The organism is Pseudomonas sp. S8 (assembly GCF_050473925.1).
GTDB classification, from domain to species: Bacteria; Pseudomonadota; Gammaproteobacteria; order Pseudomonadales; family Pseudomonadaceae; genus Aquipseudomonas; species Aquipseudomonas parakoreensis.
Genome location: NZ_JBFDVZ010000007.1, coordinates 1 through 15,765, shown reverse-complemented (window position 1 = coordinate 15,765; position 15,765 = coordinate 1). Strand labels below are relative to the sequence as shown.

Genomic DNA, 15,765 nt, shown 5'->3' with positions numbered 1-15,765 from the left:
TCAGCAACGCTTCGAGACGGCCCTGGGCGATCTCCGGTTGATACGGGGTGTAGGCGGTGTACCAACCGGGATTTTCCAGCACATTGCGCAGGATGACCGTCGGCGTGAGCGTGCCGTGGTAGCCCATGCCGATCAGGCTGGTCCAGACCTGATTCTGCTCGGCGTAACCGCGCAGCTTGGCCAGCGCCGCTTGCTCATCAAGGGCCGGCGGCAAGTCCAGCGCCCGGTTCAGGCGAATGCCCGGCGGCACCGTCTGCTCGATCAGTTCAACCCGGCTGCCCAGACCGAGGCTGTCGAGCATCGCCTGTTGCTCGGCAACGTCGGGGCCCAAATGGCGGCGCAGGAAGGCTTCGGGGTCGCGTAACTGGCTCAAGGATGGCAACTGGGACAATGACGGGCTCTCTCTTGGCTGCTCGGCGTCAATGCAACACGGTCAAACCAGCATAGCAGCCGATTCCGACGCGCACGGCTTGGCGGCAGCGGGGGTTCCGGGGCATGCTGTAGCGCCTGCATCAGGCGTCCAACTTCCGGATGATCGAACCCTCATGAGCCAACTGCCCGTTCCTGCCGTTTCCAAACCTGTCATTGATGAAGCCACGATTGCCGCCGTCGGCGATGTGCTGCGCTCCGGCTGGATCACCAGCGGGCCGAAGGTCCAGGCCTTTGAAGCGCAGTTGTCGGAATATTTCGGCGGACGCCCGGTGCGCACCTTCAACTCCGGCACCTGCACCATGGAAATCGCCCTGCGCATCGCCGGCATTGGCCCGGGTGACGAAGTGATCACCACGCCGATTTCCTGGGTCGCCACCGCCAACGTGATCCTCGAAGTCGGCGCCACCCCGGGTGTTCGCCGACATCGACCCGGTGACCCGCAACATTGATCTGGACAAGCTCGAGGCAGCGATCACCCCACGCACCAAAGCGCTGATTCCGGTGTACCTCGCCGGCCTGCCGGTGGACATGGATCGGCTATATGCCCATCGCGCACAAACACAATCTGCGCATCGTCGAAGACGCCGCGCAGGCGTTGGGTTCGAGCTGGAATGGTCAGCGCATCGGCGCCACTGGCGACTTCGTGTCGTTCAGTTTCCAGGCCAACAAGAACGTGACCTGTTCCGAGGGCGGCTGTCTGGTGCTGAATACTCCGGAAGAAGCGCGGCTGGCGGAGAAATATCGCCTGCAAGGCGTAACCCGCAACGGCTTCGACGGTCTCGACGTTGATGTGCTCGGCGGCAAGTTCAACATGAACCGACGTCGCCGCAACCATCGGTCTGGGTCAATTCGCCCATATCGAGGCGCTGACCGCCCATCGTCAGGAACTGGCCCGTCATTACTTCAAATGTTTTGGCGATGACTTCGAGCGATCTATGGCGCGCAATTGCCGCCCGCGGATTTCACTCACAGCAACTGGCACCTGTTTCAGCTGGTCCTGCCGGAGCGCAAGGACGGCTTGCCGGCCCGCGCTACGTTCATGGAACAGATGCAGGCACACGGCATCGGCATCGGCTATCACTACCCGCCGATTCATTTGCTGAGTCTGTACCGCGAGCGCGGTTTCAAGGAAGGGATGCTGCCGGTGGCCGAGCGCGTCGGGCGACTGATTGTGTCGCTGCGATGTTCACCAGCATGACCAGGGACGATGTCGAGCGTTCGGTGGCGGCAGTCAAAGCCGTATTGCAGCCCTGATCAATGTAGGCGCTGCCGCAGGCTGCGATCTTTTGATCTTGCTTCAAAAACAAAATCAAAAGATCGCAGCCTGCGGCAGCTCCTACAGGGGCGAGATTACTCGTCGATGCTTTTCTGGTAGGCGGTAGCGTCGAGCAGATTGTCCAGCTCGGACTTGTCGCTTGGCTTGAGCTTGAAGATCCAGGCGGCGTACGGATCGTTGTTCAGTTCTTCCGGCGAGTCAGCCAGTGCTTCGTTGACCGCGGTCACTTCGCCGCTGATCGGCGAGTAGATGTCGGACGCCGCTTTCACGGACTCGACCACACCGGCCGCTTCACCGGCTGCAAACACCTTGCCCACTTCAGTCAACTCGACAAACACCACATCGCCCAGCGCTTCCTGCGCGTGATCGCTGATGCCCACGGTAACGGTGCCGTCGGCTTCCAGACGCGCCCACTCATGACTTTCGGCAAAACGCAGTTCAGCGGGGATATTGCTCATGCTCGGTGTCCTCAAGAAATTGTCAGCGGTCAGGCCCGCCGGAAAAGGTCAGATCAAGGTTTTGCCATGGGCGCACGAAGGTCGGTTTGACCACTCGTACCGGATACCACTTGCCACGGATTTCCACTTCGGCGCGGTCGGCAGTGGCCATCGGTACACGCGCCAGGGCAATCGATTTGCTTAGCGTAGGAGAGAAACTACACTGGTGATCTCTCCTTCGCCAACATCGGCGATACGAACCACCTGATGGGCACGTAAAACACCGCGCTCCTCAAGCACCAGCCCCACCAGTTTGTGCGCAACGCCGGCGGCTTTTTCCGCTTCCAGCGCAGCACGCCCGATGAACTGCCGCGAGGTCGGTTCCCAGGCAATGCTCCAGGCCATATTGGATGCCAGCGGCGACACATCTTGATGAATGTCCTGGCCGTAGAGGTTCATCCCGGCCTCGACCCGCAACGTATCGCGGGCGCCGAGGCCGATCGGCGAAATGCGGCACCGACCAGATCGTTGAAAAATCCCGGCGCCTGCTCGGCCGGCAAGGCGATTTCCAGGCCATCCTCACCGGTGTAGCCGGTGCGCGCATATGAACCAAGTCGCCATCGACGTGAGCTTCGAACGGTTTGAGATGTTTTGATCAGTTCGGCGCGGGACTGGGTCACCAGTTCGGCAATTTTCTGCCGGCCTGCTGGGCCTTGAATGGCGAGCATCGCCAGATCCTGACGCTCATGCAATTGCACGTCGTAACCGGCGACCTGCGCCTGCATCCACGCCAGATCCTGGTCGCGAGTTGGAGGCGTTGAACACCAGACGATAACGGTCTTCGAGGCGATAGACGATCATGTCGTCGACGATGCCGCCACGCTCGTTGAGCATCGTGCTGTAGAGCGCGCGGCCGGGTCGGTGCAGGCGGCTCGACGTCATTGGCCAGCAAATGCTGCAGCAGGCCTTGCCCTGGACACCGGTGACATCGATCACGGTCATGTGGGGAACATCGAACACCCCGCAATCGCGGCGCACCTCATGGTGTTCCTCGACCTGCGAGCCGTAATGCAGTGGCATGTCCCAACCGCCAAAATCGACCATCTTCGCGCCGAGGGCGAGATGCAGGTCATACAGAGGCGTACGCTGTCCCATGGGTTTCTCCTTCCGGGGCGTGGCGAAGGTGCGGACAGCCGCTGCACGGGGTGAAAGCCGCTAATAGAAGGCTTTCAGCCGATTTCAGCGAACGGGTCTGTCAGACGAACCGCACCGAATGCCGCGCATTGTAGCCGCATGATTCAGCTCTCACTACTAAGTGTTTCGGTGCGCCGAGCGGCGGATCAGGCCAATGACCGGTAACAGGCCGACCAACACCAGGGTCAGCGCCGGCAGCGACGCCCGCGCCCACTCGCCCTCACTGGTCATTTCCGAAGATCCGCACCGCCAGCGTGTCCCAGCCAAACGGGCGCATCAGCAGGGTCGCGGGCATTTCCTTGAGCACATCGACAAACACCAGCAGCGCCGCACTCAGCGTGCCGGGCAGCAACAGCGGCAGATACACTTTGAAAAACAGTCGCGGCCCACTGACACCGAGGCTACGTGCCGCTTCGGCAATGAGGGCCGTATACGCGCCAGACTGTTTTCCAGCGGCCCGTACGCCACCGCGATGAAACGCACCAGATAGGCCATCAGCAACGCCGCCAGACTGCCCAGCAGCAGCGGCTTGCCGGCGCCGCCGAGCCAGCCCGACAGCGGATCACCAGTTCGCGTCGAGATAACTGAACGCGAGCATGATCGACACAGCCAACACCGAGCCCGGCAGTGCATAACCGAGATTGGCCAGACTGACCCGGAACGGATCGCCGGGGTCGCGCCAGTCGTCGGGCGAAGGCCAGCAGCAATGCGACGCTGACGGTGATTAACGCCGCCATGCCGCCCAGATACAGGGTGTGCAGGATCAGCCCGCGTAACGCTCATCGAGATCGAAGCGCCCGCGCTGCCAGAACCAGACAATCAGTTGCAGGACTGGAATCACGAATGCGCAAGCAAACACCAGAGCGCACCAGCCGGTCGCCGCGAACGCCTTGATCCCGCGCAGGTGATACAACGCCTTGACCCGTGGCCGCTCGTTGCTCGCCCCGATTGGCGCCGCGCGCGCGCCGTCGCCGTACAGCACCAGCATCACCACCAGCAGCAACAGACTGCCAGTTGCGCCGCGCTGGGCAGGCTGAAGAAGCCGTACCAGGTCTTGTAGATGGCAGGTGGTGAAAGTGTCGAAATTGAACACCGAAACAGCACCGAAATCCGCCCAGCGTCTCCATCAGCGCCAGCGCCACACCGGCGCAACCGCCGGACGCGCCATCGCAACGCCCACCCGCCAGAACGCCTGCCATGGGCGATTGCCCGAGTACCCGCGCCGCCTCCATCAAGCCCTTGCCCTGCGCGAGAAACGCGTGCGCGCCAGCAGGTAGACGTAGGGATAAAACACCAGCACCAGCACCACAATCACCCCGCCGGTGGAGCGCACGCGTGGTAGGCGCAAGCCGCTGCCGAACCATTCACGCAACAGGGTTTGCACCGGGCCGGCGAAGTCCCAGCAGGCCGACGAAGACGAACGCCAGCACGTAGGCCGGGATGGCGAACGGCAGCATCAGCGCCCAGTCGAGCCAGCGCCGCCCGGGGAATTCGCAGAGGCTGGTGAGCCACGCCAGACTGACACCGAGCAGCGTCACACCGACGCCAACGCCCAGCACCAGCGTCAGGGTGTTGCCGAGCAGGCGCGGCATCTGGGTTTGCCACAGGTGCGACCAGATCTGCTGATCGATGGTCTGCACGACCAGCAGCAGGACACTCAGGGGCAACAGCACCAGCGCGGCAATGGCGAGGACGATGGGGGTACCAGCGGCGTTGGGCGGGGTGGGCCAAGGGGGTTCTCTAATAAATCGTGGGTCGGCGCAAGCGTAATGCCAGCCCCAATTGTGGCGAGGGGATTTATCCCCGATCGGATGCGCAGCATTCGTAAAAACTACGCCCGCGGTGTATCAGTACGCTTTGATTAAGGGCATTGGGGTGCTTCGCACCCCATCGGGGATAAATCCCCTCGCCACAAGGATATAACCAAGGTTTTAGTTCAGCCCGCCCGATCCATCATGCGGATCGCTTCAGCCTGTCGCTTGCCCGCCACTTCCACCGGCAAGGTGTCAGCGACGAACTTGCCCACGCTGCCACTTCTTCGAAGGTGCCACCGCCGGGTTGGCCGGGAATTCCTGGTTCACGTCGGCGAAGATTTTCTGCGCTTCAGTGTGGTCATCCATTCGACCAGCGCCTTGGCTGCCTCCGGGTGCGGTGCATGTTGGGTCAGGCCGATACCGGACAGGTTGACATGCACGCCGCGATCGGCCTGATTCGGCCAGAACAGTTTCACTGGCAGGTCCGGTTTCTGTTAGTGCAGGCGACCGTAGTAGTAGGTGTTGACGATGCCGACGTCGCACTGCCCGGCGTTGATCGCTTCCAGCACCGCGACGTCGTCGGAGAACACGTCCGTGGACAGGTTGTTGACCCAGCCCTTGAGGATCTTCTCGGTCTTCTCGGCGCCGTGCACTTCGATCATGGTCGCGGTCAGCGACTGGTTGTAGACCTTCTTCGCCGTGCGCAGACCACAGGCGTCCTTCCCAGTTCTTGTCGGCCAGCGCTTCGTAGGTGGTCAACTCGCCGGTTTAACCCTTTCGGTGGAATAGGCGATGGTCCGCGCGCGCAGGCTCAGGCCGGTCCAGGCGTGGGTCGAGGAGCGATATTGCGCAGGAATGTTGGCGTCGATGGTCTTCGAGGTGAACGGCTGCAGAATGCCCATCTGCTCGGCCTGCCAGAGGTTGCCGGCATCGACGGTCAGCAGCAGGTCGGCGGTGGCGTTTTCGCCTTCGCCTTGATCCGCTGCATCAGCGGCGCTTCCTTGTCGGTGATGAACTTGATCTTCACCCGGTTTCGCGGTGTAGGCGTCGAACACCGGTTTGATCAGCTCGTCGATACGCGATGAGTAGACCACCACCTCGTCGGCGGCCTGGGCGGTGGTGCTGCCGATCAGGGTCAGGGCCAGTGCGGTCAGAAGACGCTTGGGTGCCAACATGGGAGTGATCTCTCGGTCGGAAAATGTGGGCCAAATGATAAGGACTCACATTTACCAGCTCAATCGAACACTTGGGCAAGGAGTTACCAGATGTTGCACAGGGCAACACACCCCTGTAGGAGCTGCCGAGTGAACGAGGCTGCGATCTTTCGATCTTAAACCAAGATCAAAAGATCGCAGCCTTCGGCAGCTCCTACAGAGAGCGTTATCGACTCAGGGTTTGGCGAGCGCGGGGAGGTCGCCTGTGAGGCCAAGTGCTTCACGAACAAAGAGAGCCTTGGCCTCCGGCATCTGCTTCCAACCAGCTTCAACCCGGCGTTGCGCAACCAGCGTACCGGCAACGGGTCGGCCTGGAACAAGCGTTCGAAGCCCTCCATCGCCGCCATCAGCGCGAGGTTGTGCGGCATGCGTCGACGCTCGTAACGGCTCAGCACCTTCACGTCCGCCAGGCGCTCGCCGCGTTCCGCGGCTTGCAGCAGCACTTCAGCCAGCACCGCCGCATCGAGGAAACCCAGGTTGACGCCCTGCCCGGCCAACGGTGTGAATGGTGTGCGCCGCATCGCCAATCAGCGCCAGCCCTTCGGCGACATAGCGCTTGGCGTGACGTTGACGCAGCGGCACGCACAGCCGTGGGTCAGCGCTGAGCACTTCGCCCAGGCAACCTTCGAACGCACGCTCCAGCTCACGGCAGAACGCGGCTTCATCCAGCGCCATCAGGCGTTCGGCTTCACTCGGCGTGGTCGACCAGACGATCGAGCACCAGTCTTGCTGCCCGTCACGCTCCAGCGGCAGAAACGCCAGCGGCCCGTGATCGGTAAAACGCTGCCACGCGGTCATCCGGTGCGGCTTGCTGCTGCGCACGCTGGTAACGATGGCATGGTGCAGGTAATCCCACTCGCGGGTGGCGACGCCGGTCAGACGGCGCACCGCCGAATGGGCGCCATCCGCCGCGATCACCAGCGGCGCACGCAACTGGCGACCATCGGCCAGGGTCAGCAGCCAGTCGTCACCGGAACGACGCATCTGCTCCAGCCGTGCGTTGGCCAGCATGCCCAGATCGCAATCGTGCAAACGATCGAGCAAGGCATCCTGCACCACGCGGTTTTCGACGATATGACCGAGCACTTCGGCATGCACACTGCTCGCCGAGAAATGAATCTGCCCGGTGCCGCTGCCGTCCCACACATGCATGTCGGTGTACGGGCTGCTGCGGCGTTTGGCGATGCCGTCCCAGACGCCAAGGCGTTCGAGAATCCGCTGGCTGGCCGCCGACAAGGCGCTCACTCGCGGCTCGAACGGCGCGGCGGCATCGAACGGTTTGACGCTCAGCGGGCTGCCGTCGAGCAGCAACACTTCCAGGCCACTGTCCTGCAACGCCAACGCGAGGGCGCTGCCGACCATTCCGGCTCCGACAATCAGCAGATCTGCGCGCATTTCCATGCTTTAAGCCTGTCTCGCTGGCGGCATGCGCCGCCCGTAAAGGGTTTTAGCGAGCGCGCCAGTTAGCGGCGCGCTGCTGAAAGTGAAAGTGCCGACCCGCCGCTCAAGCATCCGGCCGCGTCCCCAGCCCCATGGCCTGACGGGCAAACCAGCGCTTGGCCGGTGGCAGCAGATCGAGACCGAGCAAGCCAATGTTGCGCCCCAGCGACACCAGCGGCTGGGTGCTGCCGAACAGGCGGGTGACCTGATCGGAGAAGCCCACGGTGAGTTCCTGATCTAGGCGCTGGCGCTCGCGATAGGCCTGCAACGTGGCGAAGTCGCCCAGCGGCTGGTCACTGGCGAGCAGCGCCGCGGCCAATGCATCGGCATCGCGCAAGGACAGGTTGAAACCCTGCCCGGCAATCGGGTGCAGGCTGTGTGCAGCGTTGCCGAGCACCGCCAGATGCGAGCGCACTTGCTCCTCGGCCTCGACCAAGGACAGTGGGTACAGATGCCGCGCACCGACCTGTTTCAAGGTGCCGAGGCGGTAGCCGAACACGCCCTGCAGTTCGCTGAGGAAATCGCGCTCGCTCAAGTCTGCCAAACGCTGCGCGTCCATGCCCAGGCGGGTCCAGACCAGCGCACAGCGGTTGTCCGGCAGCGGCAGCAAGGCCATCGGCCCTTCGTCGGTGAAACGCTCGAAGGCCATGCCGTAGTGCGCTTCGCTCGGGGTGATGTTGGCGATCAGCGCGCTCTGGTTGTACGGACGCTTGCGCACGTTGATGCCCAATTGTTCGCGCAAACCGGAACGGCCACCATCGGCGAGCACCGCCAGATCGCACTCGATGCTGGTTTCATCGTTGAGGGTCAGGCGATAACCGTCGGGCAGCGGCTCCATGCGCGTAACCTCCGCCGGGCAACGCCAACTGATCACGTCTTTATCCAGATGCTGCCACAGGCACTGGCCGAGCCAGGCATTCTCCACCACATAACCGAGCGCCGGCACGCCCTCTTCCATCGCCGACAGACGGGCGGTGGAGAAGCGACCCCCGATCGGAGACGTGAATCTGTTTGATCGGCTCGGCGCGGCGGGAAATCTCCTGCCACACGCCCAGCCGCTGATAGATCTGCCGTGAACCGAAGGACAGCGCCGATGAACGGGCGTCGTAGCTCGGCTGCCAACTGTCGCCGGGGGCGAACGGTTCGATCAGGACGATCTTCCAGCCGCGCGCCTTGGCCCCAGCCTGCAAGGCCAACGCCAGACTGGCGCCGACCAGACCGCCGCCGATGATTGCCAGATTGACTCGACTCATGCCGCGTGGGTCCGTGCTTGCGCCATCAGCGCTTCGATCTCGGCGACGGTTTTCGGTACGCCGCTGGTCAATATTTCACAACCGGTCTTGGTCACTACCACGTCATCCTCGATGCGCACGCCAATGCCGCGCCATTTCTTTGCTACGTTCTGGTTGTCCGGGGCGATGTAGATGCCCGGCTCCACGGTCAGCGCCATGCCGACCTCCAGCACCCCGCCATTCGCCGCCGACCTTGTATTCGCCGACGTCGTGTACATCCATGCCCAGCCAGTGCCCGGCACGGTGCATGTAAAACGCTTTATAAGCTTCGGTCGCGATCAATTCGTCGACCTCGCCTTGCAGCAATCCAAGTTTTACCAGCCCCGTGGTAATCACCCGAACCGTGGCTTCGTGCGCCTGATTCCAGTTTTTTGTTCGGGGCGATTTCAGCGACTGCGGCTTCCTGCGAGGCCAGCACCAACTCGTAAATCGCTTTTTTGCTCTGGCGAGAACTTGCCGTTGACCGGCCAGGTGCGAGTGATGTCGCTGGCGTAGCAGTCGATTTCGCAACCGGCGTCGATCAATACCAGATCGCCGTCCTTGAGCAGCGCGTCATTCTGCTGGTAATGCAGGATGCAGCTGTTGCGTCCGGCGGCGACAATCGAGCCGTAAGCCGGCATCTTCGCCCCGCCCTTGCGAAACTCGTAATCGAGCTCGGCTTCCAGGCTGTACTCGTACAGTCCCGGCCGGCTGGCCTGCATCGCGCGGATATGCGCCTGAGCGGAAATCCGCGCTGCTTCGCGCATCACCTTCACTTCTGCCGCCGATTTATACAGGCGCATGTCGTGCAGCAGGTGATCCAGGGCAACGAATTCGTTCGGCGGCTGGGCGCCGAGGTGCGCCTTGGAGCGGATCACGTTGATCCAGTCCATCAGGTGCCCGGTCGAACTCCGGGTTGCTGCCCATCGCCGAATACACCCGATCGCGGCCTTCGATCAGGCCCGGCAGGATGTCGTCGATGTCGGTAATCGGGAAACGCGTCGTCAGCGCCGTAATCACGGATCGCGCCTTCCTGCCCGGCGCGCAGACCGTCCCACAACTCACGTTCGGCGTTGCGTTCACGGCAGAACAGCACGTACTCGCCATGCTCGCGGCCGGGCATCAGGACGATGACCGCCTGCGGTTCGGGGAATCCACTGAGGTACTGAAAGTCGCTGTCCTGACGATAGACATGCTCGACGTCGCGGTTGCGAATGGCCACCGCGGCGGCGGGCAGGATCGCGATGCTGTTGGGTTCCATCTGCGCCATCAGGGCCTTGCGGCGACGGCTGTATTCCGCTTTGGGGATATGGGTCATGGGCAGATGGCTTTCCCTGGCACGCGATTAATGCAGCGACGGCTTGGCGGCTGGCGGCACGTCGGCTTTTCTGGTTTCCGAGAACAGCAGCAGCGGCGCGACGCGCAGATACTCCATGACTTCCATGTAGTCGGTTTCGCCGTCTTCGGACTCTTCCAGGGCATCTTGCACCTGGGAAATCGCGGCCAGATCCTGCAGCACTTCGGTCGCTTCGGTGCTGAGCATGCTGCTGTCGCGGCAGTTCAGGCCGAAACCGCTGAGGAAGCCCTGGCACCATTGGCCCAGTGCAGCGGCGCGGTCGGCCAGCGGCGCATCATCGGTCCGGCAGCAGCAGAACGACGGTCACGTCGCTGCCAGTCAACTCACCCTTGACCATTTCTTGCAGGCCGATCAGGGCGTTGCGGACGTTGTCCTGGATATCGCCTTCGAGCAGTTCGGCGGCGTCGATCAACCAGCCTTCGTTATCGAAGCCGGCGCCGGCGCAGCTGCGGCCGAGCAGCAGGCCATGCAGTTCGGCAGGCGAGACGTTGTGGCCGCTGGCAGTCAGCAGGGTGGCAAAGGCTTGGTACGGGGGAATTCGCAATGGTCATGGGCAGCTAGGCGCCAGACGGCGCTATGTCTAGAATGAAGGCCTTGTATCCTACATCGACAGACTCGCCAAGACTATTAAAGGCTGTCCGCCAGCTATCCCATCAGACAGACTCCGACTCAGTGGACACAATGGAAGACACCAACCTGCAAGCGCTGATGGCCAGACTCGAACTGCTGATTAGTCGAGTGGAGCAACTTAAGAGTCAAAACGCACTCTTACTAGCTCAGGAAAAGACCTGGCGCGAGGAACGCGCTCACCTCATTGAAAAAAACGAAATCGCCCGGCGTAAGGTCGAATCGATGATTTCGCGCCTCAAGGCCCTGGAGCAAGACTCATGAGTTCAAGCAATAGCGTTACCGTGCAGATCCTCGACAAAGAATATTCGATCATCTGCCCCAGGAAGAACGCAGCAATCTGGTCAGCGCCGCCCGCTACCTGGACGGCAAGATGGCGCGAGATCCGCAGCAGCGGCAAAGTCATCGGCGCCGACCGTATCGCCGTGATGGCCGCGCTGAATATCACCCACGACCTCTTGCACAAAGAAGAGCGCCCGGACATCCAGGCCAGCGGCTCGACCCGTGAACAGGTGCGCGACTTGCTCGATCGTGTCGATCTGGTGCTGGCGACCGATCCGGACGTCACCAAGGGCTGATTCGCCGGGCCGCTTGAGGTATACTCGCGGCACTCCCTGGGGTGCTTGCCAGTTGACGATGTCCCTGAGCCGATTTGCACTACCCTGGAGGTTGCACGTTGGGCTGGTGTGCATGTCCGCCAGACGGAAAGCCTTAAAGTCTACTGCATCCTCCACCTTGAACTTTCGGGTTCAAGGGCTAAGTTGACAGCGGTTCATCCGGGGAGCCTGATTCGAATCCGATGCCGGTTTTTGCCGGCATCGGATTTTTTATGCGTGCGTTTTCGCCCTCACCTGCCGAAGCCGAACCATGACCGAACCCGCGCTGCTGCCCCGCCCGCAACTCCGCCGCCTTCTGCGCAAGGCGCGCCGCGCATTGACCCCGAGCGAAGACAACGCCAGGCAGCCAAAGGCCTGTTCCGCCAACTGGCGCAAGACCCGCACTTTCGCCGGGCCAGATACATTTCCCTGTACCTGCCCACCGACGGTGAAATCGACCCGCGCCTGCTGCTGCGCGAAGCCCAGCGGCGCGGCAAGGCCACCTACCTGCCAGTGCTCAGTGCCTGGCCGCGAACCAAAATGGTGTTCCAGCGGATTCGCCCGGGCGACAAGCTCAAGCCCAATCGCTTTCGCATTCTCGAACCGCGAGCCAATCTGGCTCAGCAACGCAGGATCTGGACCCTGGATCTGGTGCTGTTGCCACTGGTGGGATTTGACGATGTCGGCGGACGGCTGGGGATGGGCGGCGGATTCTACGACCGCAGTCTGGCCTACCTGGCCCGGCGCAAAAACTGGCGCAAGCCGACGTTGCTGGGGCTGGCCCATGAATGTCAGAAGGTCGAACGCCTGGCGCAGGCCAGCTGGATGTACCGTTGCAGGGCACGGTCACCGATAAGGCGTGGTATGTCGCAGGGTAGACGCCGCGCAGGTCAGCGGCGTCGGGAAGGCTGTTTCAGCGCTTGAACGCGGTCGACTGTTGGACCTGCTGCGCGACTTCAATCGGTGCATCGGTCTTGCTCGTCCACAGACTTTGCGCATAACCGGTGGTTACGACGCCGAGGCCGAACAAAATAACCAAAGTCCATAGCAAATCCGGTTTGCGTTTCATCGATTGCCCCCCCTCAAGGCACATCATCACGATGACAGCAGCGGTTTCCGTTCGTAGGCCGTGCAGCAGCGTCAAGCTTTAAAGGGCCGGCATTTTGCGACAACGTGAACCCGGGCGCAAATGCTGACGTCAACCGACCGTCGGTTTGTCATAAAATTGCCCGACAACCTGTCCAATCACCGCTTGAGGAGCAAAAGACATGGCCTATTGGCTGATGAAATCCGAGCCGGACGAACTCTCGATCAAAGGCCTGGAGACACTCGGCAAAGCGCGCTGGGACGGGGTTCGCAACTATCAGGCGCGCAATTTCCTGCGGGCGATGGCGGTCGGGGATGAGTTCTTTTTCTACCACTCCAGTTGCCCGGAGCCGGGGATTGCCGGAATCGGCAGGATTATTCAGGCAGCGTACCCGGATCCCACCGCACTGGACCCCGAAAGCCATTACTTCGACCCGAAAGCCACGCCCGAGAAAAACGCCTGGAGTGCAATCGATGTTGCACACGTCGAGACCTTTGCCCGGGTGCTGAAACTGGATTATCTGAAGCAGCAGACCGCATTGGCCGAGATGCCGCTGGTGCAAAAAGGCAGCCGTCTTTCGGTCATGCCGGTGACCGCCGAACAGTGGGCCGTTCGTGCTCGGTTTGCGCTGAGAACTCTCCGGTCACGGTTTTTTACCCGAAAAAAGGGCTAGGCTTGGCGCTCATTTGACTGACATCAAGCGAGTGGAACGCTTGAACAGTCAGACTGGACGCCACAGCCGCAGGATGCCCCCATGTCGACGCACAGCCGTTCTTCACTTCTATATGCCGGTTCGCTCCTGGTGTTACTCGCCGCCGCGGGTGGCCTCGGTTACTGGATGTCGATCAGCAGCCGGCTGGTCGAGGGGCTGTCGATGGGCAACGGGCGCCTGGAAGCCACCGAGGTGCAGATCGCCAGCAAGACGCCCGGGCGCCTGGCCGAGGTGCTGGTGGATGAAGGCGACAAGGTCAGCAAAGGACAACTGCTGGCGCGCATGGACACCCGCACCCTCGAAGCCCAGCGCAATCAGGCCGAAGCCGAAGTCCTGCGCGCCCGGGAGAATCTCAACGCCGCTCAGGCCAATGTGCAGTTGCGTCAGAGTGAGCTGCTGCTGGCCCAGCAAGAGCTCGGCCGCTCGCAGTCACTGTTCAAGCACGGTTACGTCAGCGCGCAGATCATCGATCAACTGCAGTCGCGAATTGGCACCGGCAACGCTGCGGTGACCGCAGCCCGCGCCCAGGTATCTGCGGTCAGCGCAACAATCGGCGCAGCGCAGGCGCAGGTGGCGCAGCTGACCAGCGAAATCGACGACAGCCTTCTGCGCGCGCCGATTGATGGCGTGATCCAGCTGCGCATGGCCGAACCCGGCGAAGTGCTGGGTGCCGGCGGCCGGGTCTTGTTGCTGATCGATCCCAACGACCAGTACATGAACCTCTATCTGTCAGCTGCGGTGGCCGGGCGCCTGGCCGTGGGCGACGAGGCGCGCGTGTTGCTTGATGCCTTGCCCGATAAACCGCTGCCGGCAAAAATCAGTTTCGTCGCGGCCAAATCGCAATTCACCCCCAAAGAAGTCGAGACCCGCGACGAGCGACAAAAACTGGTGTTCCGCGTCAAGTTTGCGCCTGACCCAGCCCAGCGCCGTGCCACAGGCCAAGCCCGGCATGCCCGGCGCCGGCTATGTGCGGATCGCACCTGTCGAATGGCCGGCCAATCTGCAATGAGCAGCCTTGCGGTTCAAGCGAACGGTATCGCCCACCGCTACGGCAAACAGCAAGCGCTGAAGGAGATCGCCTTCAGCCTGCCCGCCGGAACCCGCTGCGGGGTTGATCGGCCCCGATGGCGCGGGCAAGTCCAGCCTGCTGGGGTTGATCGCCGGCGTGAAAACCCCTGCAACAAGGGCAACTGCAAGTGCTCGGAGGCGCGATCCAGGATCGCCGGCATCGCGACACACTCTATGCACGTATCGCCTTCATGCCGCAGGGGCTGGGCGGCAACTTGTACCCCGAGCTGTCGATCCGCGAGAACATCCAGTTCTTCTCGACGCTGTTTGGCCTGTCCAGGGCTGAAAGCGAGCAACGCATGCACAGCCTGTTGCTCGCGACCGACTTGCTGAAATTTGCCGAGCGCCCCGCCGGCAAGTTGTCCGGCGGCATGAAGCAGAAACTCGGGCTGTGCTGCGCGCTGATCCATGAGCCCGACCTGTTGATCCTCGATGAGCCGACTTACTGGCGTCGACCCGCTCTCGCGCCGGCGTTTCTGGGAGCTGGTCGACGATGTGCGCAGCCAGCGCCCGCAACTGACGCTGCTGGTCGCCACGGCGTATATGGAAGAAGCCGAGCAATTCGAGCATTGCCTGATGCTCGACGCCGGCCAGTTGATCGCCACCGGCCTGAGCCGCGAGCTGGCGGCCGTCACCCCCAGCGGCAAACTCGATGACGCCTTTACCCATTTCCAGGGTGACAGCCAGCACGACGCTCAACCGCTGGTGATTCCACCGCGCACCGGCAACAGCAACGACATCGCCATCCAAGCCCACGACCTGACGCTGCGCTTCGGCGATTTCACCGCCGTGGATCACGTCAGTTTTGCCATTGGGCGTGGCGAGATTTTCGGCTTTCTTGGCTCCAACGGCTGCGGCAAGACCACTACCATGAAGGTTCTGACCGGGCTGATGCCGGCCAGTGAAGGCAGTGCGACGCTGCTCGGTAACCCGGTAAACGCCAAGGATCTGGCCACGCGCAAGCGGGTCGGGTTCATGTCGCAGAGCTTTTCGCTGTATGGCGAACTCAGTGTGCGACAGAACCTCGAACTGCACGCGCGGCTGTTCGACCTGCCCAAAACCGAGAGCGCACAGCGCATCGAGGCATTGATTCAGCGCTTCAATCTGCTCGCGGTCGCCGACCAGCCATCCGGGGCATTGCCATTGGGCCTGCGCCCAGCGTCTGTCGCTTGGCGGTGGCAGTGCTTGCACCGCCCGGAAGTGCTGATCCTCGACGAGCCGACCTCCGGCGTCGATCCGGCAGCCCGCGATGACTTCTGGCGACTGTTGATCGAGTTGTCCCGTGAACAAGGCGTGACGA

At 62.3% G+C, this 15,765-nt stretch carries 8 protein-coding genes, 1 other RNA gene and 13 pseudogenes; 10 read left to right on the top strand and 12 right to left on the bottom strand.

Translation table 11 applies throughout. The features are described from left to right. Window positions 1-391, bottom strand: a pseudogene (locus AB1J88_RS00620) (glycine dehydrogenase (aminomethyl-transferring)); the annotation flags it as partial. A 154-nt stretch (window positions 392-545) separates the two neighbouring features. On the opposite strand from AB1J88_RS00620, the gene AB1J88_RS00615 reads away from it, so the two are divergent. From AB1J88_RS00615 to AB1J88_RS00605, 3 genes and pseudogenes are all read left to right on the top strand, one after another. Beyond that, entirely contained in the window at window positions 546-881 is a 336-nt protein-coding gene (locus AB1J88_RS00615) for a DegT/DnrJ/EryC1/StrS family aminotransferase (RefSeq protein WP_430289954.1), read from the top strand. Next, a pseudogene (locus AB1J88_RS00610) lies at window positions 865-918 on the top strand (hypothetical protein); the annotation flags it as partial. The gene AB1J88_RS00615 and the pseudogene AB1J88_RS00610, both read left to right, overlap by 17 nt. A 55-nt stretch (window positions 919-973) precedes the next feature. Then, window positions 974-1,630, top strand: a pseudogene (locus AB1J88_RS00605) (DegT/DnrJ/EryC1/StrS family aminotransferase). A gap of 152 nt (window positions 1,631-1,782) precedes the next feature. Here AB1J88_RS00605 and gcvH read toward each other — a convergent pair. From gcvH to AB1J88_RS00555, 10 genes and pseudogenes are all read right to left on the bottom strand, one after another. Continuing rightward, window positions 1,783-2,166, bottom strand: coding sequence for a glycine cleavage system protein GcvH (gene gcvH / locus AB1J88_RS00600; RefSeq protein WP_430289953.1), 384 nt, complete (start codon window positions 2,164-2,166; stop codon window positions 1,783-1,785). A 22-nt stretch (window positions 2,167-2,188) separates the two neighbouring features. Next, window positions 2,189-2,317 (bottom strand): hypothetical protein, encoded by a 129-nt coding sequence (locus AB1J88_RS00595; protein ID WP_430289952.1) that lies wholly within the window; start codon window positions 2,315-2,317, stop codon window positions 2,189-2,191. Window positions 2,318-2,346: 29 nt separating this feature from the next. Next, window positions 2,347-2,930: pseudogene (locus tag AB1J88_RS00590) on the bottom strand (hypothetical protein). After that, window positions 2,890-3,300, bottom strand: coding sequence for a hypothetical protein (locus AB1J88_RS00585; RefSeq protein ID WP_430289951.1), 411 nt, complete (start codon window positions 3,298-3,300; stop codon window positions 2,890-2,892). Before AB1J88_RS00585 ends, AB1J88_RS00590 begins: the two are co-directional and overlap by 41 nt. 156 nt (window positions 3,301-3,456) lie before the next feature. Next, a pseudogene (locus AB1J88_RS00580) lies at window positions 3,457-5,070 on the bottom strand (ABC transporter permease). A 205-nt stretch (window positions 5,071-5,275) separates the two neighbouring features. Continuing rightward, window positions 5,276-6,268, bottom strand: a pseudogene (locus AB1J88_RS00575) (extracellular solute-binding protein). A 213-nt stretch (window positions 6,269-6,481) separates the two neighbouring features. After that, window positions 6,482-7,702 (bottom strand): annotated as a pseudogene (locus AB1J88_RS00570) (2-octaprenyl-3-methyl-6-methoxy-1,4-benzoquinol hydroxylase). A 109-nt stretch (window positions 7,703-7,811) separates the two neighbouring features. Then, window positions 7,812-9,000: pseudogene (ubiH, locus tag AB1J88_RS00565) on the bottom strand (2-octaprenyl-6-methoxyphenyl hydroxylase). Further along, a pseudogene (pepP, locus tag AB1J88_RS00560) lies at window positions 8,997-10,336 on the bottom strand (Xaa-Pro aminopeptidase). Before pepP ends, ubiH begins: the two co-directional pseudogenes overlap by 4 nt. A gap of 27 nt (window positions 10,337-10,363) precedes the next feature. Beyond that, window positions 10,364-10,926, bottom strand: a pseudogene (locus AB1J88_RS00555) (YecA family protein). A 130-nt stretch (window positions 10,927-11,056) separates the two neighbouring features. On the opposite strand from AB1J88_RS00555, the gene AB1J88_RS00550 reads away from it, so the two are divergent. The 4 genes and pseudogenes from AB1J88_RS00550 (at window position 11,057) to AB1J88_RS00535 (ending at window position 12,476) form a co-directional block, all read left to right on the top strand. Continuing rightward, on the top strand, window positions 11,057-11,266 hold the full coding sequence (locus AB1J88_RS00550; RefSeq protein WP_222017815.1) for a TIGR02449 family protein: 210 nt from the start codon (window positions 11,057-11,059) through the stop codon (window positions 11,264-11,266). Further along, window positions 11,263-11,580, top strand: coding sequence for a cell division protein ZapA (locus tag AB1J88_RS00545; protein WP_430289950.1), 318 nt, complete (start codon window positions 11,263-11,265; stop codon window positions 11,578-11,580). Before AB1J88_RS00550 ends, AB1J88_RS00545 begins: the two co-directional genes overlap by 4 nt. Before the next feature lie 30 nt (window positions 11,581-11,610). After that, window positions 11,611-11,789: non-coding RNA, 6S RNA (ssrS, locus tag AB1J88_RS00540), on the top strand. A gap of 80 nt (window positions 11,790-11,869) precedes the next feature. Then, a pseudogene (locus AB1J88_RS00535) lies at window positions 11,870-12,476 on the top strand (5-formyltetrahydrofolate cyclo-ligase). 35 nt (window positions 12,477-12,511) lie between these two features. Here the strand turns inward: AB1J88_RS00535 and AB1J88_RS00530 are convergent. Next, window positions 12,512-12,667 (bottom strand): hypothetical protein, encoded by a 156-nt coding sequence (locus tag AB1J88_RS00530; RefSeq protein WP_086792358.1) that lies wholly within the window; start codon window positions 12,665-12,667, stop codon window positions 12,512-12,514. Window positions 12,668-12,866: 199 nt separating this feature from the next. On the opposite strand from AB1J88_RS00530, the gene AB1J88_RS00525 reads away from it, so the two are divergent. The 3 genes and pseudogenes from AB1J88_RS00525 to AB1J88_RS00515 form a co-directional block, all read left to right on the top strand. Then, window positions 12,867-13,358, top strand: coding sequence for an EVE domain-containing protein (locus AB1J88_RS00525; RefSeq protein WP_430289949.1), 492 nt, complete (start codon window positions 12,867-12,869; stop codon window positions 13,356-13,358). 81 nt (window positions 13,359-13,439) lie between these two features. Beyond that, window positions 13,440-14,406, top strand: a pseudogene (locus AB1J88_RS00520) (HlyD family secretion protein). Then, a pseudogene (locus AB1J88_RS00515) lies at window positions 14,403-15,765 on the top strand (ATP-binding cassette domain-containing protein); the annotation flags it as partial. The pseudogenes AB1J88_RS00520 and AB1J88_RS00515, both read left to right, overlap by 4 nt.